The following is a 24,485-nucleotide window of genomic DNA, read 5'->3' as shown; positions in this document are numbered from 1 at the left end:
AGCGACCTACAGCACCTGCGACAGGAACTGCTGCAGCCGTTCGGTTTCGGGCTTGTCGAACAGCTGGTCCGGTTTGCCGGTCTCGACGACGGCGCCGTGGTCCATGAACAGCACGGTGTCGGACACCTCGCGGGCGAAGCCCATTTCGTGGGTGACGACGACCATCGTCATGCCGCCCTTCGCGAGGTCGGCCATCAGGGCGAGGACGCCCTTCACCAGTTCGGGGTCGAGTGCCGACGTCGCCTCGTCGAAGAACATCACTTCGGGTTTCATCGCGAGGGCGCGGGCGATCGCGACGCGCTGCTGCTGCCCGCCCGACAGGTTGCCGGGCCGTGAGTCGGCCTTGTTGGCGAGGCCGACGAGTTCGAGTTGCTCGAGCGCCACCGACCGCGCCTCGTCCTTCGACATGCCCTTGAGCTTGCGGGGGCCGAGCGCGATGTTGTCGACGACGGTCTTGTGCGGGAACAGGTTGAAGTGCTGGAACACCATGCCGATGCGCTGCCGCAGCTTGTCGGGGTTGTCCTGCAGCACGGATTTGCCGTCGAGCAGGACGTCGCCCTGATCGGGTTCGTGCAGCCGGTTGAGGACCCGCAGCAGCGTGGACTTGCCGGAGCCGGACGGCCCGATGACGGTGACGGTGTCGCCGGCGTCGACGTGGAGGTCGACGCCGCGCAGCACCTGGTTGGTGCCGAACGCGAGGTGCAGGTTGGTTCCAGTGAGAGAGACGGCCATCGCCCTATCCCCTTTCCACGACGATGGACTGTTCCACCGGGTCGAGCGTGCCGGACGTGTCGGCGCGGCCGGTGCGCAGACGGTTGTCGATGTAGTTGACGAGGTGCGTCAGCGGGATGGTGAGCGCCAGGTAGAACAGGCCGGCGGCGACGAGCGGTGACAGGTTGCCGGTCTGTGCGTTGAGGTCGCGGCCGACGGCGAACAGTTCCCGCTGGCTGACTAGCAGGCCGAGGAAGTAGATCAGCGACGAGTCCTTGATCAGGGAGATGAACTGGTTCATCAGCGCGGGCAGCACCCGCCGCACACCCTGCGGGACGACGACGAGCGTCATCGACTTCCGATAGCTGAAGCCGAGCGCCCGGGACGCCTCGAGCTGTCCGGGTTCGACGCTCTGGATCCCGGACCGGAAGATTTCACCGATGTACGCGGACGCCAGCAGCGACAGTGCGGCGGCGCCGAGCCAGTACGGGTTGTTGCCGGTGAGTCCCTTGACGACGGGTCCGGCGCCGAGTCCGACGATGAGGATGATGACGACGGCGGGCAGACCGCGGAACACGTCCGTGTAGACGCGGGCGGGCCAGCGCAGCCAGCGGGTGCGGGAGATGCCGGCCATCGCGAGCAGCATGCCGAGGACGGTGCCGACGATGCCGGACGCCAACGCCAGGATCAGTGTGTTCGGTAGACCGGTCTTCAACAGGTCGGGGAAGGCCCGGGTGTAGAGGTCCCAGTCGAAGAACGTGTCCTTCAGTTGCTGGAGTGTCGACTTGGGTTCGGCGACCGGGGTTTCGGTCGTGTCGTTCGCGTTCTGGGCGGCGATCGCGGCGAAGTCCGGAAGGTCGGGCGCCGGCGCCGCCTTGCTGCCCGGCTTCCAGCCCTCGGGCAGTTCGCGGGGCACCCAGTCGGAATACAGCTGGGCCCAGGTGCCGTCGGCGATGACGGCGTCGAGCCCGGAGTTCAGTGCGTCGACGAGCGGCTGGTTCTCCTTGTTGACGGCCCAGCCCACGTAGTTGTTGACGCTGAAGGTGTTCTCGACGATCGACGTGGGATCGCCGGGTGCGATGGCGCCCTCCGCCTGCTGCGACGGCGCGACCCAGGCGTCGATCTGCCCGGTCTTGAGGTTGGCGTACGCGGTGGCGTAGTCGGGGAACTTGACCGGGTTCAGCTTCAGCGTGTTCACGACGTAGTCGTCCTGGACGGTGCCCTGGACGACGCCGATGCGGGTCGACGCGTTCAGGTCGTCGAAGCTCTGGATCGGTCCGCCGTTGGGAACGACGAGCGAGAAGTAGCCGAAGTCGTAGCCGTTGGTGAAGCCGACGGTGTTGCGGCGCTCGTCGGTCGTGGTGATGGACGAGGACCCGACGTCGAAGCGGCGCCCGGCGACCTGGGCGAGAAGCCCGGCGAACTCGGTGCCGACGAAGTCGACGCGCAGGCCCAGCTTGTCGGCGACGGCCCGCAGCAGTTCGTTGTCGTAGCCGGTGAACTGGTTGTCCGAGTTCACGCAGATGCTCGGCGGCGCGTCGGACAGCGTGCCGACGGTGAGCACCCCGGGGGTGATGAGGTTCAGTTTCGACGTGTCGATCTGGTCGAGCGGGGTGGTCGACGGCGTCGTGTAGCGGTCTTCGGCCGCGGCGCCCGCGGCGGCGAGGTTGGTCGGGGCGGCCGTGGCCGCGCCGACTCCCGGCGGGGAACACAGATCCTGCGGCGCCGACCCCGAGGTGTCGCCGCCGCTGGAACAGGACGACAGGGTCAACGCCAGCAGGGCGGTGAGCAGTAACGCCACCACCACACGGATCTTCGCTCCGACGGAAGAAAACATGGTGAGCAGCGTAACCCTGGCAGGCGGGTTTTCCGGGCTCGGAGGACGCCTCGGGCGACGCCCGTCACTCTCCTTGTTTGTCATACAAACAAAGAGAAGTTATTGTTTGTCGTACAAACAACTTGGAGGGGCAGCCATGGCGTCGCAGACGGGCCGAGCAGCGCGCGCAACCCGGGAGTCCGGTCGGCAGACCCGCGACGCCCTGTTCACCGCCGCCACCGAACTCTTCCTCGAACACGGCGACGGCGTCGCGATCACCCAGATCTGTGCCGCCGCCGGAGCCCACCCCAACCAGGTGACCTATTACTACGGGTCCAAGGAACGGCTCTTCGTCGAGGTGGCCTGCGCTGCCGTGCTGCGCGCCGGCAAGCGGGCCGAGGACGACGCCGCCACCGCCGAGACCGTCGGCGACTACACGGAGAAACTCGTCGGCTCCCTGCTCGGACCGGGCGCGCCCAGCGTCGAACTGTTCGTCGAAGCGATGCTCATGACGGGCCGCCGCGGCGAACTCCGCGACCTCATCACCGACACCCTCCGCACCCTGCACTCCTCGGGCGAGGACGCGCTCATCCGCACCCTGATGCGCACCGGGTGGCAACTGCGCGCCGGCATCGACGTGGAGGCGAAGGCATTCTGGTCGGCGATCTTCGGACTGGTGATCCAGAAGACCGCCACCGGCGAGAGCTTCGGCTATTCGCTCGAGGAGGCCGTCGCCGTCATCTTCGCGAACCTGCAGATTCCCGAGACCGTCCTCAACACCTCCATCGACTGACCCCCTCTTCAAGGAGCGCGATGAACATCGTTCGCGTATTCGACAGCAACGTCCGCAAGACGCCCGACAAGGCGTTTCTCCACTTCCAGGGCCGGAACCATACGTATGGTTCCGTGCAGGACGGCAGCCGCCACGCCGCGGCACTCCTGCAGAAACTGGGGGTCGGGCGCGGTGACCGCGTCGCCCTCATGTGCTTCAACACCCCCGGCTTCGTCTACGCCATGCTCGGCGCCTGGCGCGTCGGCGCGGTGGTGGTGCCGGTCAACCACAAGATGCAGGCACCCGAGGTCGACTACATCCTGCGGCACGCACACGTGAAGGTGTGCATCTTCGACGGCGAACTCGCGCCCGTGATCGAGCGGCTGCAGACGCCGGTGGTGCTGCTGTCCACCGACACCGCGGTGGACGGGTACACCTTCTTCGACGACGCGATCGCGGACCTCGACCCGATCGACGGCATCGACGTCGACGAGAACGACCCGGCCGAAATCCTCTACACGTCCGGCACCACCGGCGCACCCAAGGGCTGCGTCCACAGCCACCGCAACGTGGTGCGCGTCGCGACCACGGCGGCGCTCGGCCTGTCCATCACCCGCGACGAGCGGCTGCTGATGGCCGTCCCGATCTGGCACGCGTCCCCGCTGAACAACTGGCTGATGGCCACGCTGTACATGGGCGGCACCGTGGTGCTCCTGCGCGAGTACCACCCGATCCGGTTCCTGGAAGCGGTTCAGCAGCAACGCATCACATTGTGCTTCGGGCCGCCGGTCATCTACACGACGGCGCTGAACGCGGTACCGGATTTCGCCGCATACGACCTGTCGAGTGTCCGCGCCTGGCTGTACGGCGGCGGGCCGATCGGCGCGGACGTGGCCCGCAGGCTCGTCGAGTCGTACCGGACCACCCGCTTCTACCAGGTGTACGGGATGACCGAGACCGGTCCCGTGGGGGCCGTTCTGTATCCGGAGGAGCAGCTCGCGAAGGCCGGCTCCATCGGCCGGGCGGCGCTCGCCGGCGTCGACATGCGCCTGGCCGGCCCCGACGGCGCCGACGTGCCTGCCGGGGGGATCGGCGAGATCTGGCTGCGCACCGACACCGTGATGCAGGGCTACCTCGACGACCCCGACGCCACCGCGGCCGTGTTCGCCGACGGCGGCTGGTACCGCACCGGCGATCTCGCCCGCAAAGACGACGACGGCTATCTCTTCATCGTCGACCGCGCGAAAGACATGATCATCACCGGCGGCGAGAACGTCTATTCCAAGGAAGTGGAGGACGCCATCTCCGGCCACCCCGACGTCGTCGACGTCGCCGTCGTGGGGCGCCCGCACCCGGAGTGGGGCGAGACCGTCGTCGCGCACGTCGTGTGGCGCGAAGCGGATGTCGTGGGAGCCGACGACCTCCGCGACTATCTGTCGGACAAGCTGGCGCGCTACAAGATTCCCCGCGACTACGTGTTCGCCACCGTGCTGCCCCGCACTCCCACCGGCAAGATTCAGAAGCACCTGATCCGCACCGCGAGCTGACTCACGAAAGACACTGCCATGACTACCTTTTCCGAAACGAATGTCACCCATCCCGCGCCCCACCGGACGCACACCGTGCTCAACCAGTCGGTGCCCCGCACCGACGTCAACGAGTTCACGCTCGACACCGTGCTGTCCGAGGGCGTGCGCCGCCACGACGCCGACTGGGCCACTGCGGAACTCACCGACATCGGTGAGCTCGTCGGCAGCGCCACGTTCCAGCACGACGCCGAACTCGCCAACACGATCATCCCCGAACTGAAGACGTTCGACCGCTGGGGCAACCGGATCGACGAGGTCGAGTACCATCCGTCCTACCACCGGATCATCTCCGCGGCCGTCGCACACGGCGCGCACACGTCCGCGTGGGCCGATCCGAAACCCGGCGCGAACGTCGCTCGCGCAGCCGCATTCATGCTGTTCGCGCAGATCGAGCCGGGCCACTCCTGCCCGATCTCGATGACCAACGCCGTCATCCCCTCCCTCGAACTGCAACCCGACGTCGCCGCGATCTGGAAGCCGCGCGCCCTGTCCCGCAGCTATACCCCGGAACTCGACGCACCGGGCAAGGCGTCCGCGATCTTCGGCATGTCGATGACGGAGAAGCAGGGCGGCTCCGACGTCCGCGCCAACACCACCGTCGCGAAACCCGCCGCACGCGGCGGTTCCGGCGCCGACTACCTGCTCACCGGTCACAAGTGGTTCTGCTCCGCGCCGATGTCCGACGCGTTCCTCGTACTCGCTCAGGCGGAAGGTGCGGGCGGCGAAGGGCTGTCGTGTTTCCTGCTGCCGCGCATCCTCCCGGACGGCACCCGCAACGTCTTCCGCATCCAGCGGCTGAAGAACAAGCTCGGCAACAAGTCCAACGCGTCGTCCGAGATCGAACTCGACGGCACCGTCGGCGTCATGGTCGGCGAACCGGGGCGCGGCGTCCGCACCATCATCGAGATGGTCGCGCGCACCCGCCTCGACTGTGTGCTCGGCAGCGCGTCGGGGATGCGGCAGTCCGTCGCCGAGGCCGTGTGGCACGCCCGGCACCGTGCCGCGTTCGGTGCCGTCCTGGCCGACCAGCCCGCCATGACGTCGGTGCTCGCCGACCTCGCGCTCGAGTCCGAGGCGGCCACCGTCACCGCCCTGCGACTCGCCCGCGCCCACGACGAGGACGCGAGCGAGCAGGAGCGCAGCTTCCGCAGGCTCGCGACCGCCGTCGCGAAGTACTGGATCTGCAAGCGCGGCCCGCACCACGCCTACGAGGCGCTGGAATGCCTGGGCGGCAACGGGTACACCGAAGACTTCCCGCTCGCCCGCCGCTACCGCGAACAGCCCGTCATGGCCGTCTGGGAGGGGTCGGGGAACGTCATCGCCCTCGACGTCCTGCGCGCGATGACCCGCGAACCCGACAGCGTCGCCGCGTTCGACGCGGAGGTGAACCTGGCCCGCGGCGCCAACACCGTGCTGGACGCGCACCTCGACCGGGTCCGTACACAACTCGGCGACCTCGCCGGACTCGACCCCGCCGACGCCCAACGTCGCGCCCGCACCGTCGTCGAATCGATGGCCCTCGCCCTGCAGGCGTCGCTGCTCACCCGGTTCTCACCTGGCGCCGTCGCGGACGCGTTCGTCGACGCCCGCCTCGGCCCCGACCGCAGCCACGAATACGGCACCCTCTCCCCGGCCGCCGACCTGCAGGCGATCCTCCGTCGCGCGTAGCGCCCGTGCGTGGTTAACGAGTCCAGAGACTCCTTTCCCACTCACAGGCGGCGAAGCCGCCTACCGCAGGACCGCCGGGCCCAGGAACTCGCACACCTGCAGGGCGAGTGCGAGATCCAACTTGCTGTGCGTGCCGGTGGCCGGGTCGCCGAGTGCCTTGGTGATGCGGTATTTGACGGTGTTGCGGTGCAGGTTCATCTGCTGCGCGGTGTGGAGGTGGCTCTCGCCGGTCGCGAAGTAGGTGCTCAGCGTGGTCCGCAAGGTTGCGGCCTGGTCGGTGTTCTCCGCGAGCGGGCCGAGGACCTCCCACACCCACGCCCGGGTGGAGTCCAGGTTCTCGGCGAGGAGGGACACGACGGCGACGCCGCGGTCGCCGAAACCGACGATCGGCCGGACCTGGGTGTGGGGCACGGTGGCGACGGAGTAAGCGGCCCGCGCCTGTTCGTGCGACCGCCGGAATCCGGCGATCCCGGGTGCGGGCAGGCCGATCGCGGTCCGGATGCCCGGTTTCGACGGCAGGGCGGCGGCGAGTTCGGTGGTGTCGAGAGCGGGCTTGCGGCGACCGAAAGGGAGCCAGGCCCAGAGGGTTCGGCGGTCGATAGCGGTGACGATGGGCGCGGAGTCGGTGGCGAGGTGACGGGCGAGGTCGCGCACGTAGTGGTCGAGCGCGTTGAGGCTCGCCTCGGTGTCGGCTCCGGTGGACCACAGAATCATCGCGACGTGCGTCTGGTCGAGCCGGTACTGCGTCTCGGCCTCGAACGCGGACCCGTCGTTCCCGGTCCCGGTGAGGAGGGTGTGGATGGTCGACGAGTGCACGTTGCCGCGGGCACCCAGCCACCGCCACCGTTCCTGCTCGTAGGCGTCGAACACGTACAGCGTGATCCAGTCGATGTAGCTGTACACGACCTCCGAGATATGTTTGAGCACCGCGAGAGTCAGCGGTCCGGGCAGGTCGAGGGCGCTGACCTCGTCGTAGCAGATCTTCATCAGATCGTCCTGGCCCATGTGATACGCGCGCACCAGCGAGTTCGACGTCACGTCCCGTTGCGCCAACCGCAGCGCGTACTCCACGGCGGCGGTGGTGGGCTGGAGATGGTCGACGGGAATGTCGTTGGCCAGGACGTGGACGATCGTCGAGACGTTGCCGTGCACACTGGCCTCGAGCAGTTCGACGAGCTGCGGGTCCTCGTCGAGTTGGTCGATCTCGTGCGCGAGCAGCGCGCTCATCGCGCGGGTGATCTCCGCCTGCCGCACATCGAGTTTCCGTGCGATTCCGGCCACGATGTCGAGGACCTCGGTCTCCGCCATCGCCGGCACCCGCGCCATCCGGCGACGGGCACCGGCGCGGCGGTCGCCGGGGGCGGGACTGCTCACAGCACGTCCCCTCCGGCGCGGCGCAGGTAGCGCAGCGCGGACTGGGCGGCGTTGTACCCGCACATGCCGTGCGCGCCGGCGCCGGGCGGTGCGGACGCCGAGCACAGGTAGGTGCCCGGGATCCCGGTGCTGTACGGGTCGAGGGCGATCCGGGGGCGCAGCACCACCTGGGTTTCGGTGTTGGCGCCGCCGATGATGTCGCCGCCGACGTAGTTCGCGTTCGACTCGGCCAACTGCACGGGACCACTGCTGACGGTGGCGACGACGCGGTCCCGGAACCCGGGGGCGAACCGTTCGATCTGCGTGATCACCGCCTCGGTCGCGTCTCCGGTGTATCCGTGCGGGACATGGGCGTACGCGTACAGCGGGTGCAGGCTCCCGTTCGATCGGCCGGGGTCGGCGACATACTGCTGTCCGACGAGGACGAACGGCCGCCGCGGCATCCGGCCCGTCGCGACGTCGCGTTCGGCGTCGGCGATCTCCGCGAAAGTTCCACCGAGGTGCACGGTTCCGGCGCGACCGCAGGCGGGGTCGGTCCACGGCACCCCGCCGTCGACGGCGAAGTCGACCTTGAACGCGGCGGGTCCGTGCCGGTACCGGCGGTAGGCCTTGGCGACCCGCGGCGGCAGCCGGTCGCCGAGGATGTCGGCGGCGGCGGACGGCGCGAGGTCGAGGAGGACGACGTCCGCAGGCGGAATGTCCCGCGGGCTGCGGACCCGGGTGCCGGTGGTGATCTTGCCGCCCCAGTCGGTGAGCATCGCGGCGAGCGCGGCGGTGATCGACTGCGACCCGCCCTCTGCGACCGGCCATCCGTAGCGGTGCCCGGCGGCGACGATCATCAACCCGACCGCGGACGTCGCGGGCCGGTCGAGGCGGTAGTACGCGTGCGCGGCGACGCCGCCGAACAGTGCGCGGGCCTTCTCGGTGCGCCACCAGCGGGCCGTGACGGTGGCCGGCAACAGGGCGCGGGGGCCGAAGCTTGCGAGCTTGATCGGGTGCCGGGGGATGTTCGCGATCGGGCGCATGAGGTCGGCGGCGAGGTCGTCGAAGCCGTCGGCGAGTCCGCCGAACATCCGCTGCCAGCGTGTTCCGTCGTCGCCCAGGCCGGCGGCGGTGTCCTCGACGGAGCGGTGCAGCAGCCCGGCGTCGCCGGTGTCGAGGGGGTGCGCGCAGTCGATCTCCGGCCACTTCCAGGTCAGCCCGAACCGTTCGAGGTCGAGGGTCTGCAGGTACGGCGATCCGGCGCCCATCGGGTGGAACGCGGAGCATTCGTCGTGCAGCAGTCCGGGCACGGTGAGTTCGGCGGAGCGGGTGCCGCCACCGATGGTGTCGGCGGCCTCGAGGACCTGGACGTCGACGCCGTGCCGGGCGAGGTGGACCGCGGCGGCGAGCCCGTTGGGCCCGCTACCGACCACGACCGCGGTCGTCACGGCCGCACCGCCACGTTCGGCTTCGTCAACTCGCTCTCCCGCTCCTCGACGTCTCCCCCTAGTCTCCACTGCACGTCGAACGGAATGGGCCCGTTCGGCAGCCACGGCTGCTCGTTGATCGCGTCGGACACCTTGTAGGTGCCTCGTTCGATGACTCCGAGCGCCGCGTCGATCACCTTGTACTCTTGGATGCCCTTGTGGATGGGCTGCGATTCGATCCAGGCGATCACGAATTCGCCGGGCGCGAAGTTGCAGCGCCGCTGGAGTGCGGCGATCAGGAACTCGTTGTGCAGGTGGCCGTCTCCGAAGTTGAACGCCACGAGTGAGTTACAGCTGAACTCGGCCTCCCGCAGCGAGTACGTGTCGATGTCGTCGCCGAGGTGGTTCATCAGCAGCGAGTACAACGCGCGGCCCTGGCTGTGCATCGACCGCCAGCCGAGCAGTTGGTGCATCACCACGTCCGCGACCTCCGGCGGGTAGGTGGCGAGCAACTGGGTGCGGGTGTTCTGGCTGGGCCGCTTCACGAATCGGTCGAGCTTCTCCTCGGCGCCCGGCGCGAACGCCCAAGTGGCCGACGCCCAGTTGCCGGCGTACTGGCGCATCGACGGCAGGAACGAGACGAGGTCGGGGCGCAGGTTGCCGAGGATCGGGAAGAACACCAGCGCGGCGACGATCGCCGCGGTCAGCCACACCGACGACATGTCGGCGATGCCGTACCCGTCCCAGGCGGGGAATCCGACGAACAGGAAGATCGACGCGTAGGCGAACAGCAGATTCCATTCGAGCGGCACCGCGAGCGGGAACGTGGACAGGATGAACAGGTGGAATGCCACCATCAAGGCGACCGCGAGCAGCGTCAGCGTGCGGTTGGTGGAGAACAGCAGCACCAGCGGGGTCACCACCTCTACGACCGTGCCGAGCACGTGGGCGACACCACCGGCGACGATCGACGGTCGCAGGTCCTCGGGGAAACTGCGGTAGTGGGCGCGCTTGATCTTCTTGAACGGCATCCACGGGGTGTTGGACAGCATCGGCGGGACGACCATCGAGAAGTGGTGTCCGAGTTTGGAGATCCCGGCGCCGACCCACACCGACACGATGAGCAGCTTGAGGGCGATGATCATGTCCACGAACGGCAGGACGCCGAAGAAGACGACGGCCGGGAAGTACTGCTCGCCGCGGGCGGCGATGAAGATGACCTTGTCCCGCAGCCCGATCACGATCAGCAATGCGATCAGCGGCAACAGGAGTGTGGGGTTCACCAGGCCGTGGTTGCCGGGCAGTACCGCGTCGATGGACGGGGTGTGCACGCCGGCGAACCCGAGCGCGAGCATGATGTTGATCAGAATCGCGGCGTAGATCAGGACGTCGAACACGGTGCGCGTGTCCCCGGAGGTCAGCGGTACCTTCCCCGGCCACGGTGGGAGCCGGATGGTGCCGGGCCGCAGCCAGAACAGGGCGCCACCCATCATCGGCTTGAAGTGGCCGGCGAGCGGACCCCAGGAACCGCCCAGGCCGATCGTCTCGACCAGCAGGGTCCACAGGATCAGCTTCTGGTACACGATGGGTGCGTTCCACCACGCGCCGACGTCGAGCACGTTGTACCCGGAGGTGAACGTCGCGATCGACAGTCCGGCACCGAGGTAGAGGACGAGCAATTTCAGAATGTAGATGGTGTGCACCATCTTCGGGGTCCCGAAGCCGTAGTCGACCCAATGCGTCGACATGGCGCGCAGACGGTCGCGGAACGGGAGGTCGAGGAAGGTGGCGGGGTCGACTTCGGGGAAGTTCCCGGTCTTGAATCCCATGGGGAGGCTCCTTGCGGGTAGGGGTCATCGCCTCGGGTGGCGCCCGAGGTCTGGGGTGGTGCTGGATCAGTTGACGGCGGCGGGCCGGTGGCGGCTGCGCAGACCGGGCTTGTCGATCTTGCCGACGGGGTTGCGGGGCAAGGCGTCCACGATGTGAATGGCCACGGGCAGTTTGACTTTCGTCAGCCGGTCGCGCAGATGGTCGTCGAGCTGATCGTCGGTGACCGGGCTGTCGGGGTAGGCGACGACGTAGGCGACCGGGACCTCGCCGTACACGTCGTGCGGGGCGCCGATCACGGCGGCCTCGAGGACGTCGTCGTGGGTTGCGAGGGCGTTCTCGATCTCCTTGGGGTAGATGTTCTCGCCGCCGCGGATGATCATGTCCTTGATGCGGTCGACGAGGGTGAGGTAGCCGTCCTCGTCGAGGCGTCCGACGTCGCCGGTGTGCAGCCAGCCGTCGACGACAGTGCGTTCGGTTTCGTCGGGCCGTCCGAGGTAGCCGCGCATCACGTTCGCGCCCCGGATCACCACCTCACCGACGGTCCCCACCGGTGCCGGTGCGCCGGACTCGTCGACGATCGCGATGGTCTGACCCGGCAGCGCGGGCCCGACCGTGCCCAGCTTGCGGACGCCGCCCGGCGGGTTGCACGCCGACGCGCACGTCCCCTCGGTCAGCCCGTAGCCCTCGACGATGACGAGACCGAAACGCTGCTCGGCGCGGTCGAGGAGTTCCTTCGAGATCGGGGCGGCCCCGCACACCGCGAACCGCAGCGACGAGAGGTCGGTGTCGGCGTCCTGGGAAACCAGCAGGGCGTAGATGGTCGGGACGGCGGAGAAGTACGTCGGGCGCAGTCGGGCGACGTCGTCGAAGAACCGGGCCGGGGAGAACCGTCCGGTGACGCTCAGCTGACCGCCGGCCAGCATCGGAGCAAGGAAGCTGACGCAGATCGCGTTGACGTGGAACAGCGGCAGGATCAGCAGGCAATGGTCGTCGGCGGTGAGCGAGAAGTGCTGAACCATCGACGAGCTCATGAACTGCAGATTCTCGTGGGTGAGCATCACACCCTTGGGGCGTCCCGTCGAACCGGACGTGTAGATCAGCAGGGCGAGGTCGCCGGCGCCGGCGGTCGGGCCCGGCGCCCAGTCGGGGTCGGGGCTGGCCGCCATGTCGTCGACGGCGATCGTCGGCCGTCCGCCGGTGGGTGCGTCCGGTCCCTCGTTGACGACGAGAACTGCGGCGGCGTCCGCGATCTGATACTCCGCCTCCGTCGCGGTGAAGGTGGGATTGACCGGGGTCGCGGCCGCCCCGATCCGCCAGGACGCCATGAGGGCGACGAGCAGTTCGGCGCGGTTGGGCAGCATGATCGCGACGACGTCACCGCGACCGACGCCGTGCCCGGACAACTGCGCGGCGAACGCGTCGACCCGCTCCGCGAACTGCCGGTAGGTCAGGTCGAGGCGGTCGTCGCGCAGGCACGGCGCATCAGCGCGCTGTGCGGCGCGGTCCCAAGCGAAATAGCCGATGTGCGACACGATTTCGATCCCCTTCGGTGGTGGTGTGATGTACGACACTATCGGCGGGTTTGGGGGTGGGAAACGGTCTCGGGGGCTCGAGTTCGGACGCCGCGTTGTCGGTTGAGCACAACCGCAGGGGCCCGGGGGTTGACACCGCGCCGCGGCCGTGGTCAATATATGCAAATGCTTAGAAAATAAGCAGATGCTTAGAACTGAGGGGCTGCAGGTCCGCACCGACCGCCGTCCACCACGTCAATCGGTAGGAGTTACCCATGCCCGAGGCCGTCATCGTTTCCATTGCCCGTTCCCCGATCGGTCGTGCCATGAAGGGGTCGCTGGTCGGCATGCGCCCGGACGACCTCGCCGCGCAGATGGTGCAGGCGGCCCTCGACAAGGTGCCCGCACTCGACCCGACCGACGTCAACGACCTCATCCTCGGCTGCGGTCTGCCCGGCGGTGAGCAGGGCTTCAACATGGGCCGCAACGTCGCCGTCCAGCTCGGCTACGACTTCATCCCCGGCACCACCATCACCCGCTACTGTTCGTCGTCGCTGCAGACCACCCGCATGGCGCTGCACGCCATCAAGGCCGGTGAGGGCGACGTGTTCATCTCCGCCGGCGTCGAGACCGTGTCCCGGTTCGTCAAGGGCAACTCCGATTCGCTGCCCGACACCCAGAACCCGCTGTACGCCGACGCGCAGACCCGCACCGAGAAGCTCGCCCAGGGCGGCCAGCAGTGGGTCGACCCCCGGCAGGAGGGCCTGGTCCCGGACACCTACATCGCGATGGGCCAGACCGCCGAGAACGTCGCCCAGGTCACCGGCATCACCCGCGAGGAGCAGGACCGCTGGGCGGTGCGCTCCCAGAACCGCGCCGAGTTGGCCATCAAGAACGGCTTCTTCGCACGGGAGATCACCCCGGTCACCCTCCCCGACGGCACCGTCGTCTCCACCGACGACGGTCCCCGCGCCGGCACCACCTACGAGGCCGTCTCCCAGCTCAAGCCGGTGTTCCGCCCGGACGGCACCGTCACCGCCGGCAACGCGTGCCCGCTCAACGACGGCGCCGCCGCCCTGGTCATCATGTCCGACACCAAGGCCAAGGAACTCGGACTGACCCCGCTCGCCCGGATCGTGTCCACCGGGGTGTCCGGTCTGTCGCCGGAGATCATGGGACTCGGCCCGATCGAGGCGTCCAAGCGCGCCCTCGCGATCGCGGGGCTGGGCATCTCCGACATCGACCTCGTCGAGATCAACGAGGCATTCGCGGTGCAGGTGATCGGGTCGGCGCGGGAGCTGAACATCGACGAGGACAAGCTCAACGTCTCCGGCGGCGCGATCGCCCTCGGTCACCCGTTCGGCATGACCGGTGCCCGCATCACCGCCACCCTGCTCAACAACCTGACCACCCACGACAAGCAGTTCGGCCTCGAAACCATGTGCGTCGGAGGCGGTCAGGGCATGGCCATGGTCCTCGAGCGGCTGTAGGCGGCTCCGCCGCCCGTGCGCCTTTTTGGTAGCCAGAACAACCAGAAAGGCGCACGGGCGCGAAGCGCCTAGGCCAGGCCCGACAGCGGCGGCGGGGTGTTCTCGTCGCGCCAGGCGATGGCCTCCTTCAGCGTGCCGAGGTCGTAGTCGGGACCGCCCACACCCACGGTGAAGAGCGTGACACCGGCGTCGACATGGGCCGCCGCGTCGTCGACACCCGGCCACGACGTCGAGTGCTGGATGCTTCCGGGCTGCGTCCCGCATCGTGTGCGTACCCGGCCAGGATCCCCGACTTACGTTGGTACGTGTCCATGTCGCTGAAGCTGTGCCAGATGTCGCCGTATTTGCCGACCAGCGGCAACGTCTTCTTCTCGCCGCCGCCGCCGATGAGAATCGGAATGTGCCGGGTGGGCGCGGGTTCCAGCTTGGCGAACCGGGCGGTGATCCGCGGGAGGTACTCGGCCAGCAGGTCGAGGCGCGACCCGGCGGTGCCGAATTCGTAGCCGTACTCGTCGTAGTCGCGCTCGAACCAACCGGAGCCGATGCCCAGGATCAGGCGTCCGCCGCTGATGTGGTCGACGGTCCGGGCCATGTCGGCGAGGAGGTCCGGGTTGCGGTAGCCGGCGCACGTGACGAGCGCGCCGATCTCCACCCGTTCCGTCTGTTCGGCGAACGCCCCGAGCATCGTCCAGCATTCGAAGTGGGCGCCTGCGGGGTCGCCGTACAGCGGGTAGAAGTGATCCCAGTTGAAGACGATGTCGACGCCGGCGTCCTCGGCCCGCAGCACCGCGTCGCGGATCATCCCGTAGTCGGGCGCGTGTTGCGGCTGAAGTTGGACGCCGATGCGAACTGGACGAGTCATTCTGGCTCCTCGGAGTAGACGGTGGGCCTTCTCGATCCATACTGCTCGCGCGACGGCCGGGCGCACAACGAACCGCCGAGCGGACGGTCGCCGTGGAAGACTGGGCGTGTGAAGGTCACCCAGCGGCCCGACCCGCCCACCGGCTTCCGGCGGGCGTTCTTCCGCGCGCCGATCTACCTCTACCGCTGCCACCTCGGGTTCCTGCTCGGCGGCCGGTTTCTGCTCCTCGAACACGTCGGGCGCAAGACCGGCGCCCGCAGGCAGGTCGTGCTCGAGGTGGTCAACCACGACGCCGTCGGCGACGGGTACGTGCTGGCCGCCGGGTTCGGTCCCAAGTCCGATTGGTACCGGAACCTGCGGGCGCAGCCGAACGCGACGGCCCAGGTGGGCCGCCGGCGACTGTCCGTGACAGCCGAATTCCTCGATCCCGAGACCGGTGCGGACTTCATGGCGCACTACGCGGCGGAGCATCCGAAACTCGGGATGCGGATCGCCCGGGGCATGGGCTTCGACGTCGACGGCAGCGCGTCCGACTTCCGGGCGGCGGGCCGCGAGATCCGTTTCGTCAGGCTGCGTCCCCTCGTCTGACCCAGGCTCGGGTACCGGATCGGACGCCGCACCCTGATGCTCCTCGGCGGTGCCGGGTTCGCCGCCGCGTCGGTGGTCGCCGCCTTCTCCACGAGTCCGGAGATGCTCATCGCCGCACGCGCCCTGCTCGGCATCGCCGGGGCGACGCTGGCGCCGTCGACACTCGGCCTGATCAGCACGATGTTCCGCGACGCCAGATAGCGGTCGGTGGCGATCGGACTGTGGATGATCGGGTTCATGGGCGGCGCCGCCGGACCCGTCGTCGGCGGATTCATGCTCGAGCACTTCTGGTGGGGCTCGGTGTTCCTCCTCGGCGTGCCGGCGATGGCCCTGTTGTTCGTCATTGAATCGCTGATGTTCTTCACCGCCCAGTTCCTGCAACTCGTCGCCGGTCTCACACCGCTGCAGGCGGGGTTCGCGATGCTGCCGGCGGCGCTCGCGGCGATCGTGAGTTTCGGTGGGGCTCCGATACTCGGCACCGGGATCGTCGTCGGTTCGGTGCCCAGCGCGAAAGTCGGCTCGGCGGCCGCGATATCCGAGACGAGTGCCGAGTTCGGGTACGCCATCGGGCTCGCCGTCGTGGGCAGTCTCGGCGCGCTCGTGTACCGCACCCAGCTGGCCATCGCCCCGGACGTTCCCGGTGAGCTGGCGGAATGGGCACGCGAAAGCCTTGCCGGCGCTGCGAATTCGGCCGCGCAACTCGGGCCCCGCGGCACCCCTGAGTGGGCGAATGTGCCGTCCGTCGCCTCGGATGCGCCGAAAGGTACGTTCGCCCGGCCGTCCGGGCGTCAGTTCAGCCGCACCCCGCCGGCGAGGAGCATGGTCCGCAGGACGAACGCCGCCTCGGGGCCGATGATTTCCCCGACCAGGGTGAGGTAGCGGTCCACGTATTCCGGTCCGTGCGGCGCGACCGTCGGGTATTCGGGATCGGACGGGTCGAGGTGGTGGGCGATCTCGTGCAGCACCACCAGTTCGCGGAACGCCCAGGCGTTGCCGTTCCGGTGCTCGGGTACGGCGATTGTCGCGCAATCGCTTTCGTAGTGCGCGGCCTTGTTACCCGACCTTGCCCGGACGTGGATCGGGGTGGCCGCCCGCGTCCACGTGGATCGCACCCAGTTCAGTGCGAGCACGCGGTCGACGTAGTCCTGCACCGAATCGATGGACGCGAACTTGCGTTCCACCGGCAGCGTCACCTGCGAACCCAGGACGTCGACGACCCGCAGGCCGCGTTCGTCGGCGCGGTCGAACATGATGCGCACCAACGCTTCGGCGTCGTAGACGGCGGTGCGCTGAGTGTCGCGGGGTCGCTTCACGACGGGATCTGTCTGCGTGCGACAGACAGTTCGGGAGAATTGCTCAACCGTGCGGTCCGGGCGGCGCGATCCCCCGCCCGCTGTGCACTCGACGAATGTCCGGCGGACGCCCGGCCGCCGCGCCACGTGCCGCGGGCCTGCGAGTTCTCCGAGTAGTAGTCCTTCAGCTCGAGCTGCTTGTCGCGCAGGACCAGCGCCGTCTCCGCCGACGACTCCGGCACCGACACCGCCTGCTCCTCGGCATCCTTCTTGGCGTCGGCGAGGCGCTGCCCGACCCGCGCGGCGTAGGCGAGCTGGAAGTTCAACCGGGCGGTGACGCCGGCGACGGGGCGTCGCACCCGGGTTGCGACCCGGCGGCGTCCGCGCGTCTCGACCTGCGTCCGGACCGTCGTCTCGTCGCGGTACTCGCCGGACTTGATGTAGGCGTCGGACGCCCGGACCATCTGGATCAGCAGACTCGCGTACAGGGCCTCGCAGATGTCGATGTCGCCGGCGAACCCGTACGCGTAGATGACGGCCGACGTCTGGGCGATGTCGCACTGCACGTCGTTGGCGGCGGCGATCGCCAGGAACAGCTGCGCGTACGTCCGCAGACCCTTCTTGCCGGGTTCACCGATCGTGATCAGCCGTTGCGTGGGCGTCGCCCGCTTCTCCCGGCCTGCCGCGTGGGCGCGCGCCACCGCGAGGTCGATCGAGGAGGCGGTGGCGAGCCGCTGGGCCGCCGCCATGAAGGCCTCGCCCTCGTGCGGGTTGTCGGTGGATTCCGCCTGCCGGAGGAGCCCACCGATGCGGGTCAGCATCTTGTCGGAACTCACCAGGGCAGGCTACGCCCGTGCGTGGTTGACGAGTCCTGACACTCCTTGACCGCGCACGGGCGGCGAAGCCGCCTACAGCCGCTCGAGGTCGTCGAGGATCAGGTTTGCGCCGGTGAGACCGATGCCGGTGATCCACACCCGGTAGTCGGTCTGGCGGACGCCGTCGCGTCGTGACGGCCCCATCTGCCCGACGAGGACGGGGTCGATGCCCAGGTCACCGGGTGCGGCCGTGTTGGCGACGAATGCGATGGCGGAGTCGATCCGGGCGACGTTCTCGAGCGAGATCTCGGACATGTCGTTCTTCGCGTCCCACGGCTGCCCGGTGATGGTGTAGCCGGCGGCGGTCAGCACCGAACCCGAGAACGTGCCGGGACCGTGGAGGCGCAGTCCGTCGTCCATCACGCGGATGACGTGTGCGGTGCGGCCCCGGGTGGTTTCGCTCAGCGCGGCGGCGCGGGCGTGGAACTCCGACAGTTTCTGTTCGGCGGCCTGCGTTTCGCCGATGGCCTCCGCGAACAGCCGCAGCGTCGCCTGCCAGTCGACGGCGGGCGACACGGAGAAGACGGTGGGTGCGATCGCCGACAGCGCGTCGTACAGGTCACCGTGCCGCTGCTTGCTGCTGAGGATGAGGTCGGGCTGCAGCGCGGCGATCGCCTCGAGGTTCGGTTCGGCGATCGACCCGACGACGGTGGTGCTGTCCAGTCCGCCGCCGAGGTAGGCGGGCAGCGCGTCGGCGGAACCGGCCTGAGCCGCGCCGACCGGGATCTTCCCGAGCGTGACCACGGTGTCGATGGGCAGGCTGTCGAGGGCGACGATGCGACTGGGCCGGTTGCTCACCGTCGTCGTTCCCATCGCGTGGGTGACCGTCCGCCGGCCGCCGCTGTCGCCGTCCGACGCCGCGTCGGGTCCCGCGCACGCGGCGGTGAACGCGGCCAGCGCTGCTGCTCCCAGCCCGGCACCGAACTGTCGTCGCGTCAGGGCGTCGACGATTTCCTGCCATTGGACGTCGGTGACATTCGGGGAGCACGTGGCTGAACGCATCCTGGACCTCGATCTCGAAGGGGGTGGAAGATAGGCGAACCTAACCTTATACAGTCCGTGTGTGAGTGTGCAGACGACGACGCCGCCCGAGGGGTGGACGCCACCGGCCTGCGCGGCGCTCTCCCGGTCACTGCAGGAGCCGTTGTGCGGCACCGCACCCCGGGTGAGCGGATGGCTGCTGATCGAGCAGCCCGGACCGTGGGGCCGCGACCGACTGCGGCAGAGCCGCCTCGACCCGGTCCTCGGCGACGCACTCGCCGCCCGGTGCGCCGACGCCGGGGTGCGTCCGGTGCTGATTCGCACCCGGCAGCGCCGCGACCTCGCCGCCGGCCGGCACGTCTACCTCGCCCGGCCGGGCCGCGCCGACGGCTGGGCCGAGCGACTGCTGGTGCGCGAGGACCGGGAACTGCTCGACCTGGACCTCACCGTCGACGCGCCACCCGGGCTCGGGGATCGTCTCGACGCCACCGAATCACTGTTCCTGGTCTGCACCCACGGCAAGAAGGACGCCTGCTGCGCGTCGTTCGGACGCCCCGTGGTCACCGGCCTCGGCCATCGCGGCGGCCGGGTCTGGGAGTCGACGCACGTCGGCGGCGACCGGTTCGCCGCGACCATGGTGTGCCTGCCGTCCGGCATCTATTACGGGAGGGTCACGGGCGAGGCCGCGGAACATATTGTCGCCGAGCACGATCGCGGGCGGGTGGTGCTCGAGCACTACCGCGGTCGGTGCACCGACGACCCGGTGCTGCAGTTCGCCGAGCGCACCGTCCGGGCGGAGCGGTCGCTGCTCGGACTCGACGACGTGATCCCGCTGTCGGCGGTCCCACGCCAGGACGGCGACACCGACGTCCTGGTCAGGCACCCCGGCGGCACCGACCGGGTCCGGGTCCGCACGACCCGCGCCGAACCCCGCCTGACCGCCTGCAGCGCCGGTGTCGTGGACAGCCCGGACCGGGTCGAGGCGGCTCCGCCCGTGCGCCTTTCTGGTAGCTAGGACAACCAAAAAGGCGCACGGGGCGCGAAGCGCCCTGTGTTCACACGGTATTCACGCCCCCGTTTCATTGCGGGGTTCATCCCCAGCTGTGGAGAAACCTGTACATGAATCCGACCAACATGATTCGGACCGAGGGGAATTCGTACCGGACCAACCCACAGGTGAGTGAGAAAGTGTGTCAACAGGTACATTTTCACGCACCTGAGCGCGGCGCCGGGTAGAAGGGACTTCGACGTTCATGGCCACAGTGACCTACGACGGTGCCACCTGCCTGTTCCCCGGCTCGGACAAGCCGGCCGTCGACACGCTCGACCTGAAGATCGAGGACGGCGAGTTCCTGGTCCTCGTCGGCCCGTCCGGCTGCGGCAAGTCGACGTCGCTGCGGATGCTGGCCGGGCTCGAGGACGTCCACAGCGGTCGAATCCTCATCGGTGACCGCGACGTCACCACCCAGGAACCCAAGGAACGCGACATCGCGATGGTGTTCCAGAACTATGCGCTGTACCCGCACATGTCGGTCGCCGAGAACATGGGTTTCGCGCTGAAGCTCGCCGGCGCCGCGAAGGACGACATCCGCACGCGGGTCGAGGAGACGGCGAAACTCCTCGACCTCGAGCCGTACCTGGACCGCAAGCCGAAGGCGCTGTCCGGCGGTCAGCGGCAGCGCGTCGCGATGGGACGCGCCATCGTCCGGCAGCCGCAGGTGTTCCTGATGGACGAGCCGCTGTCCAATCTCGACGCCAAGCTCCGGGTGCAGACGCGCACCCAGATCGCGCAGCTGCAGCGGCGCCTCGGGACGACGATGGTCTACGTGACGCACGACCAGGTCGAGGCCATGACCATGGGCGACCGGGTGGCAGTGCTGAAGGACGGGGTGCTGCAGCAGTGTGCGTCGCCGCGCGACCTCTACAACCGGCCGGCGAACGTGTTCGTCGCCGGTTTCATGGGGTCGCCGTCGATGAACCTCTTCACGCTGCCGATCACCCCCGACGGGGTGCTGCTCGGCGACGCGACCATCCCGCTGCCCCGGCAGCTGCGTTCCGACACGGACGAGCGTCAGGTGGTCGTCGGGATCCGCCCGGAGCACTTTGAACTGTCGACCACCGGCATCCCGATGGAGGTGGCGGTGGTGGAGGAACTCGGATCCGACGCCTACATCTACGGCCGCAGCACCGTCAACGGGGAGACGCAGCAGTTGGTGGCCCGCGCCGACTGGCGGAACCCGCCCCGCAAGGGTGACCTGGTGAAACTGCACGTCGACCCGTCGCAGGTGCACCTGTTCTCGGCGTCCGAGGGGTACCGGCTCAGCTGATCGCGGCGTCTCCTGACCGATTCAGGTCGGGGGTAATGCCGGACAGTGGCGGTGTTCCATGCCACAGTATGTTCCGACGCCGCAGCGGTGCCTCGAAATCTCGTCGCACCGTGGCGGGGTCATCCACCTTTACCCACGGGGAGACTCCATGGTTCAGATTTCGAGAGCGGTTCGGCGCGCCGCGGTGTTTGCCACCGCTGCCTCGCTGGTCACGCTCACCGCTTGCTCGAGCGACAGCGGCAGCGATTCCACGTCGGAGAACCTCGACGGTCGCGGACCCATCACGTACGTCGAGGGCAAGGACACCACCGAGACCGGTGTCGTCCGCCAGATCATCGACGCATGGAACGCCGAGCACCCGGACGAGCAGGTGACGTTCAAGGAGCAGTCGAACGACGCCGATCAGGCGCACGACGACCTGGTCCAGCACCTGCAGGCCAAGCAGTCCGACTACGACGTCGTCGCACTCGACGTCCCCTGGACCGCGGAGTTCGCGGCCAAGGGGTGGCTGCAGCCGCTGACCGGCGAGTTCGCGGTGGACAACACCGGAATCCTCCCCGCCACGGTCGACAGCGCCACCTACAACGGCACCCAGTACGCGGCGCCGAAGAACACCAACGGCGGCCTGCTGTACTACCGCAGCGACCTGCTGCCCGCCGCACCGAAGACGTGGACCGAGCTGGCCGCCGCGTGTGAGGTCGCGAAGACCAACAATATCGACTGCTACGCCGGTCAGTTCGCACCGTACGAGGGCCTGACGGTGAACACCGCCGAGGTCATCAACGCCTACGGTGGCTCGTTCGTCGGCGAAGACGGCAAGACCCCCACGGTCGACAGCCCCGAGGCCCGCGCCGGCCTGCAGGTTCTGGTCGACAACTTCAAGAACGGCGACATCCCGGCTCAGGACACCACGTTCAAGGAGCCCGAGAGCCAGAAGGCGTTCGAGGACGGCAAGTCGCTGTTCCTGCGCAACTGGCCCTACGTGTACGGCACCGCCGACAAGGATTCGTCCGCGGTGAAGGGCAAGTACGCGGTCGCCCCGCTGCCCGGCAAGGACGGCATCGGCGCCTCGACGCTCGGCGGCTACAACGCGGCCATCAGCGCGTACTCCGAGAACAAGGCGACGGCCCGCGACTTCCTCACCTTCCTGCAGGGTGAGCAGGCACAGCGGATCATCGCCATGGGCTCGCTGCCGCCGGTCCGCGCCGCACTGTACGACGACCCAGAGATCATCGCCGCGTTCCCGTTCATGCCGACGCTGAAGGTGTCGATCGAGAACGCCGTCCCCCGTCCGGTCACGCCGTACTACCCGGCGGTGTCGAAGGCCGTGCAGGACAACGCCTACGCTGCCATCAAGGGTGAGAAGTCGGTGGATCAGGCGATCACGGACATGCAGTCCGGTATCCAGTCCGCAGGCTCGTAGAGCACAGGAGTGAACATGGCCGTTCCGACTGGGACCACCAGTGGAGCGCCGGCCGGTACCGCGGCCGGGGGTTCCGACCCCGGCCGCGGTTCGCGTGAGAAGAGCGAGAACACGCGAAGCTCCGGGCTGAGCGGTCGTCGCGCGTGGATGTTGGTCGTACCGACGCTGGTCGTGCTGGCCGTCGTCATCGGCTACCCGGTGGTCCGGGCAGTGGTGATGTCGTTCCAGAAGGACGCGGGACTCGATCCGACGACCGGCATGTTCGTCGAGGGCGGCTGGGCCGGATTCACCAACTACACGCACTGGATCCTGCAGCAGTGCACGTCCCCGAGCGGGGTGGCGGTCGCGTGCCCGCCCGGCACGCTCGGCTCCCAGTTCTGGTCGGCCGTCGGGAACACCGCGTTCTTCACGGTCGTCACGGTGACTCTCGAGGTCGCGATCGGCCTGTGGATGGCGATCATCATGGGCAAGACGTTCAAGGGCCGCGCCCTGCTGCGCGCGGCGGTCCTGATCCCGTGGGCCATCCCGACCGCGGTCACCGCCAAGCTCTGGTACTTCATCTTCGCCTACGACGGCATCGCCAACCGCCTCCTCGGCACCGAGATCCTGTGGACTTCGGACGCCTGGCCGGCCCGGTTCGCGGTGATCATCTCGGACGTCTGGAAAACCACCCCGTTCATGGCCCTGCTGATCCTCGCCGGCCTGCAGATGATCCCGCAGGACGTGTACGAGGCGGCGCGGGTCGACGGCGCCTCCGCGTGGCAGCGGTTCCGGCAGATCACGCTCCCGCTGGTGAAACCGGCGCTGATGGTCGCGATCCTGTTCCGCACCATGGACGCCCTGCGCATGTACGACCTGCCCGCCATCCTGACCGGCGGCAACCCGGCCACCACGACGGTGTCGATCCTCGTCGTCGACCAGGTGCGGCAAGGGTTCAACAGCGCGTCCGCACTCTCGACCATCACGTTCCTCCTGATCTTCGCGGTGGCATTCGTGCTTGTGAAATTCCTCGGCGCCAATGCCGTCGAAACTCAGGAAGCCCAGCGAAAGGGCCCGAAGCCGTGACCCACCGCGCCCCGGAGCTCGAACTCCCGAGCAAACCCCCCGCCCGCAACCGTCCGAAGCGGCTCGCGTTCAAGAACTCCCGCATCTACATCGGCGTCGCGATCATCCTGGTCTGGGGACTCGCGCCGTTCTACTGGATGATGGTGACGGCGTTCCGCGACCCGGACTACACGTTCGACACCACCCCGTGGCCCACGCACGTCACGCTCGAGAACTTCCAGAACGCACTGTCGACGAGCAGCGGCAACAACTTCACCCGCGCCGTCGTCAACAGCATGATCATCGGCGGAATCACCACCGTCATCGCCCTCGCCGTCGGCATCTTCACCGCCTACGCGCTGGCCCGCATCGAGTTCCGGTTCAAGTACGTGGTGGTCGGCATCGTCCTCGGCGCGTCGATGTTCCCCGTCGTCGCCCTGGTCACCCCGCTGTTCCAGCTGTTCACGAACATCGGCTGGATCGGCACGTACCAGGCGATGATCATCCCGAACATCTCGTTCGTCCTGCCGCTCACCATCTACACGCTGACGTCGTTCTTCAAGGAACTTCCCTGGGAACTCGAGGAGGCGGCCCGCATCGACGGCGCCAGCCGCGGTCAGGCGTTCCGGCTGGTGATGCTGCCGCTCGCGGCACCCGCCCTGTTCACCACCGCCATCCTCGCGTTCATCGCGACCGTCAACGAGTACCTGCTGGCCAGCCAGCTCTCCAGCGACGCCACCGAACCGGTCACGGTCGCGATCGCCCGGTTCTCCGGCAACGACCCGCACGTCGTGCCGTACGCGGCGATCATGGCGGCGGGCACGATCGTCACCATTCCGCTGGTGATCATGGTGCTGCTGTTCCAGCGTCGCATCGTGTCGGGCCTGACGGCCGGCGGCGTGAAGAGTTAGGCGGGGTCGGTC

19 protein-coding genes and 2 pseudogenes are annotated in these 24,485 nt (G+C 68.5%); 11 read left to right on the top strand and 10 right to left on the bottom strand.

The genetic code is table 11. The annotated features are described in order from the left end of the window. Nucleotides 1-6: 6 nt before the first annotated feature. Together JWS14_RS18275 and JWS14_RS18270 are read right to left on the bottom strand one after the other, a co-directional pair. Nucleotides 7-732: an amino acid ABC transporter ATP-binding protein gene (locus tag JWS14_RS18275; RefSeq protein ID WP_072945155.1), complete on the bottom strand. Its 726-nt coding sequence runs from the start codon at nt 730-732 to the stop codon at nt 7-9. A 4-nt stretch (nt 733-736) separates the two neighbouring features. Next, on the bottom strand, nt 737-2,548 hold the full coding sequence (locus tag JWS14_RS18270) for an ABC transporter substrate-binding protein/permease (protein WP_072945157.1): 1,812 nt from the start codon (nt 2,546-2,548) through the stop codon (nt 737-739). A gap of 136 nt (nt 2,549-2,684) precedes the next feature. Here JWS14_RS18270 and JWS14_RS18265 point away from each other — a divergent pair, with 136 nt between their 5' ends. Genes JWS14_RS18265 through JWS14_RS18255 form a run of 3 tightly spaced genes read left to right on the top strand, consistent with a single transcriptional unit; the run spans nt 2,685 to nt 6,556 of the window. Continuing rightward, nucleotides 2,685-3,320: a TetR/AcrR family transcriptional regulator C-terminal domain-containing protein gene (locus JWS14_RS18265; protein WP_072945159.1), complete on the top strand. Its 636-nt coding sequence runs from the start codon at nt 2,685-2,687 to the stop codon at nt 3,318-3,320. 20 nt (nt 3,321-3,340) lie between these two features. Further along, entirely contained in the window at nt 3,341-4,846 is a 1,506-nt protein-coding gene (locus JWS14_RS18260; RefSeq protein WP_206013998.1) for a class I adenylate-forming enzyme family protein, read from the top strand. Between the two features lie 18 nt (nt 4,847-4,864). After that, nucleotides 4,865-6,556, top strand: a complete 1,692-nt coding sequence (locus JWS14_RS18255) for an acyl-CoA dehydrogenase family protein (protein ID WP_206013997.1) — start codon at nt 4,865-4,867, stop codon at nt 6,554-6,556. Nucleotides 6,557-6,616: 60 nt separating this feature from the next. Here the strand turns inward: JWS14_RS18255 and JWS14_RS18250 are convergent, their stop codons facing one another. From JWS14_RS18250 to JWS14_RS18235, 4 genes are all read right to left on the bottom strand, one after another. Then, a complete protein-coding gene (locus tag JWS14_RS18250) occupies nt 6,617-7,930 on the bottom strand; it encodes a PucR family transcriptional regulator (RefSeq protein WP_420855117.1) in 1,314 nt (437 codons plus the stop codon). After that, entirely contained in the window at nt 7,927-9,360 is a 1,434-nt protein-coding gene (locus tag JWS14_RS18245; RefSeq protein WP_206013996.1) for a phytoene desaturase family protein, read from the bottom strand. The genes JWS14_RS18250 and JWS14_RS18245 overlap by 4 nt, the downstream gene beginning before the upstream one ends. Continuing rightward, complete coding sequence (locus JWS14_RS18240; protein ID WP_206013995.1) at nt 9,357-11,168, bottom strand: DUF3556 domain-containing protein; 1,812 nt, start codon at nt 11,166-11,168, stop codon at nt 9,357-9,359. The genes JWS14_RS18245 and JWS14_RS18240 overlap by 4 nt, the downstream gene beginning before the upstream one ends. Before the next feature lie 66 nt (nt 11,169-11,234). Further along, on the bottom strand, nt 11,235-12,701 hold the full coding sequence (locus tag JWS14_RS18235) for a class I adenylate-forming enzyme family protein (RefSeq protein ID WP_206013994.1): 1,467 nt from the start codon (nt 12,699-12,701) through the stop codon (nt 11,235-11,237). Nucleotides 12,702-12,955: 254 nt separating this feature from the next. On the opposite strand from JWS14_RS18235, the gene JWS14_RS18230 reads away from it, so the two are divergent. After that, the gene (locus tag JWS14_RS18230) at nt 12,956-14,170 is read left to right on the top strand and encodes an acetyl-CoA C-acetyltransferase (RefSeq protein ID WP_206013993.1); all 1,215 of its coding nucleotides are present in this window, start codon (nt 12,956-12,958) and stop codon (nt 14,168-14,170) included. Nucleotides 14,171-14,238: 68 nt separating this feature from the next. Here the strand turns inward: JWS14_RS18230 and JWS14_RS18225 are convergent. Beyond that, a pseudogene (locus tag JWS14_RS18225) lies at nt 14,239-15,032 on the bottom strand (LLM class F420-dependent oxidoreductase). 108 nt (nt 15,033-15,140) lie between these two features. Between JWS14_RS18225 and JWS14_RS18220 the strand changes: the two are divergent. Further along, nucleotides 15,141-15,620, top strand: coding sequence for a nitroreductase family deazaflavin-dependent oxidoreductase (locus JWS14_RS18220; protein ID WP_072945177.1), 480 nt, complete (start codon nt 15,141-15,143; stop codon nt 15,618-15,620). Between the two features lie 6 nt (nt 15,621-15,626). After that, nucleotides 15,627-15,942: pseudogene (locus JWS14_RS51755) on the top strand (MFS transporter); the annotation flags it as partial. Nucleotides 15,943-16,408: 466 nt separating this feature from the next. On the opposite strand, the gene JWS14_RS18205 reads toward JWS14_RS51755, so the two are convergent. From JWS14_RS18205 to JWS14_RS18195, 3 genes are all read right to left on the bottom strand, one after another. Continuing rightward, complete coding sequence (locus JWS14_RS18205) at nt 16,409-16,933, bottom strand: TIGR04338 family metallohydrolase (RefSeq protein WP_072945182.1); 525 nt, start codon at nt 16,931-16,933, stop codon at nt 16,409-16,411. Further along, nucleotides 16,930-17,748, bottom strand: coding sequence for a DUF2786 domain-containing protein (locus tag JWS14_RS18200; protein WP_072945185.1), 819 nt, complete (start codon nt 17,746-17,748; stop codon nt 16,930-16,932). Before JWS14_RS18200 ends, JWS14_RS18205 begins: the two co-directional genes overlap by 4 nt. A 72-nt stretch (nt 17,749-17,820) precedes the next feature. After that, nucleotides 17,821-18,789: an ABC transporter substrate-binding protein gene (locus JWS14_RS18195; protein ID WP_206013990.1), complete on the bottom strand. Its 969-nt coding sequence runs from the start codon at nt 18,787-18,789 to the stop codon at nt 17,821-17,823. 61 nt (nt 18,790-18,850) lie between these two features. Between JWS14_RS18195 and JWS14_RS18190 the strand changes: the two genes are divergently transcribed. The 5 genes from JWS14_RS18190 to JWS14_RS18170 all read left to right on the top strand — a co-directional run bounded on the left by JWS14_RS18190 (nt 18,851) and on the right by JWS14_RS18170 (nt 24,473). Then, entirely contained in the window at nt 18,851-19,783 is a 933-nt protein-coding gene (locus JWS14_RS18190; RefSeq protein WP_206013989.1) for a sucrase ferredoxin, read from the top strand. 238 nt (nt 19,784-20,021) lie between these two features. After that, a complete protein-coding gene (locus JWS14_RS18185) occupies nt 20,022-21,095 on the top strand; it encodes an ABC transporter ATP-binding protein (RefSeq protein ID WP_206013988.1) in 1,074 nt (357 codons plus the stop codon). Between the two features lie 148 nt (nt 21,096-21,243). Continuing rightward, the gene (locus JWS14_RS18180; protein ID WP_206013987.1) at nt 21,244-22,518 is read left to right on the top strand and encodes an ABC transporter substrate-binding protein; all 1,275 of its coding nucleotides are present in this window, start codon (nt 21,244-21,246) and stop codon (nt 22,516-22,518) included. A 15-nt stretch (nt 22,519-22,533) separates the two neighbouring features. Beyond that, on the top strand, nt 22,534-23,583 hold the full coding sequence (locus tag JWS14_RS18175; protein WP_072945195.1) for a carbohydrate ABC transporter permease: 1,050 nt from the start codon (nt 22,534-22,536) through the stop codon (nt 23,581-23,583). Continuing rightward, nucleotides 23,580-24,473 carry a carbohydrate ABC transporter permease gene (locus JWS14_RS18170; protein WP_012690442.1) on the top strand — a complete coding sequence of 298 codons (894 nt, stop codon included), beginning with the start codon at nt 23,580-23,582 and terminating at the stop codon, nt 24,471-24,473. The genes JWS14_RS18175 and JWS14_RS18170 overlap by 4 nt, the downstream gene beginning before the upstream one ends. Nucleotides 24,474-24,485 lie beyond the last annotated feature (12 nt).

It is taken from the genome of Rhodococcus koreensis, assembly GCF_017068375.1.
GTDB lineage: Bacteria > Actinomycetota > Actinomycetes > Mycobacteriales > Mycobacteriaceae > Rhodococcus_F > Rhodococcus_F koreensis.
This window is presented reverse-complemented; position numbering and strand designations above follow the sequence as displayed.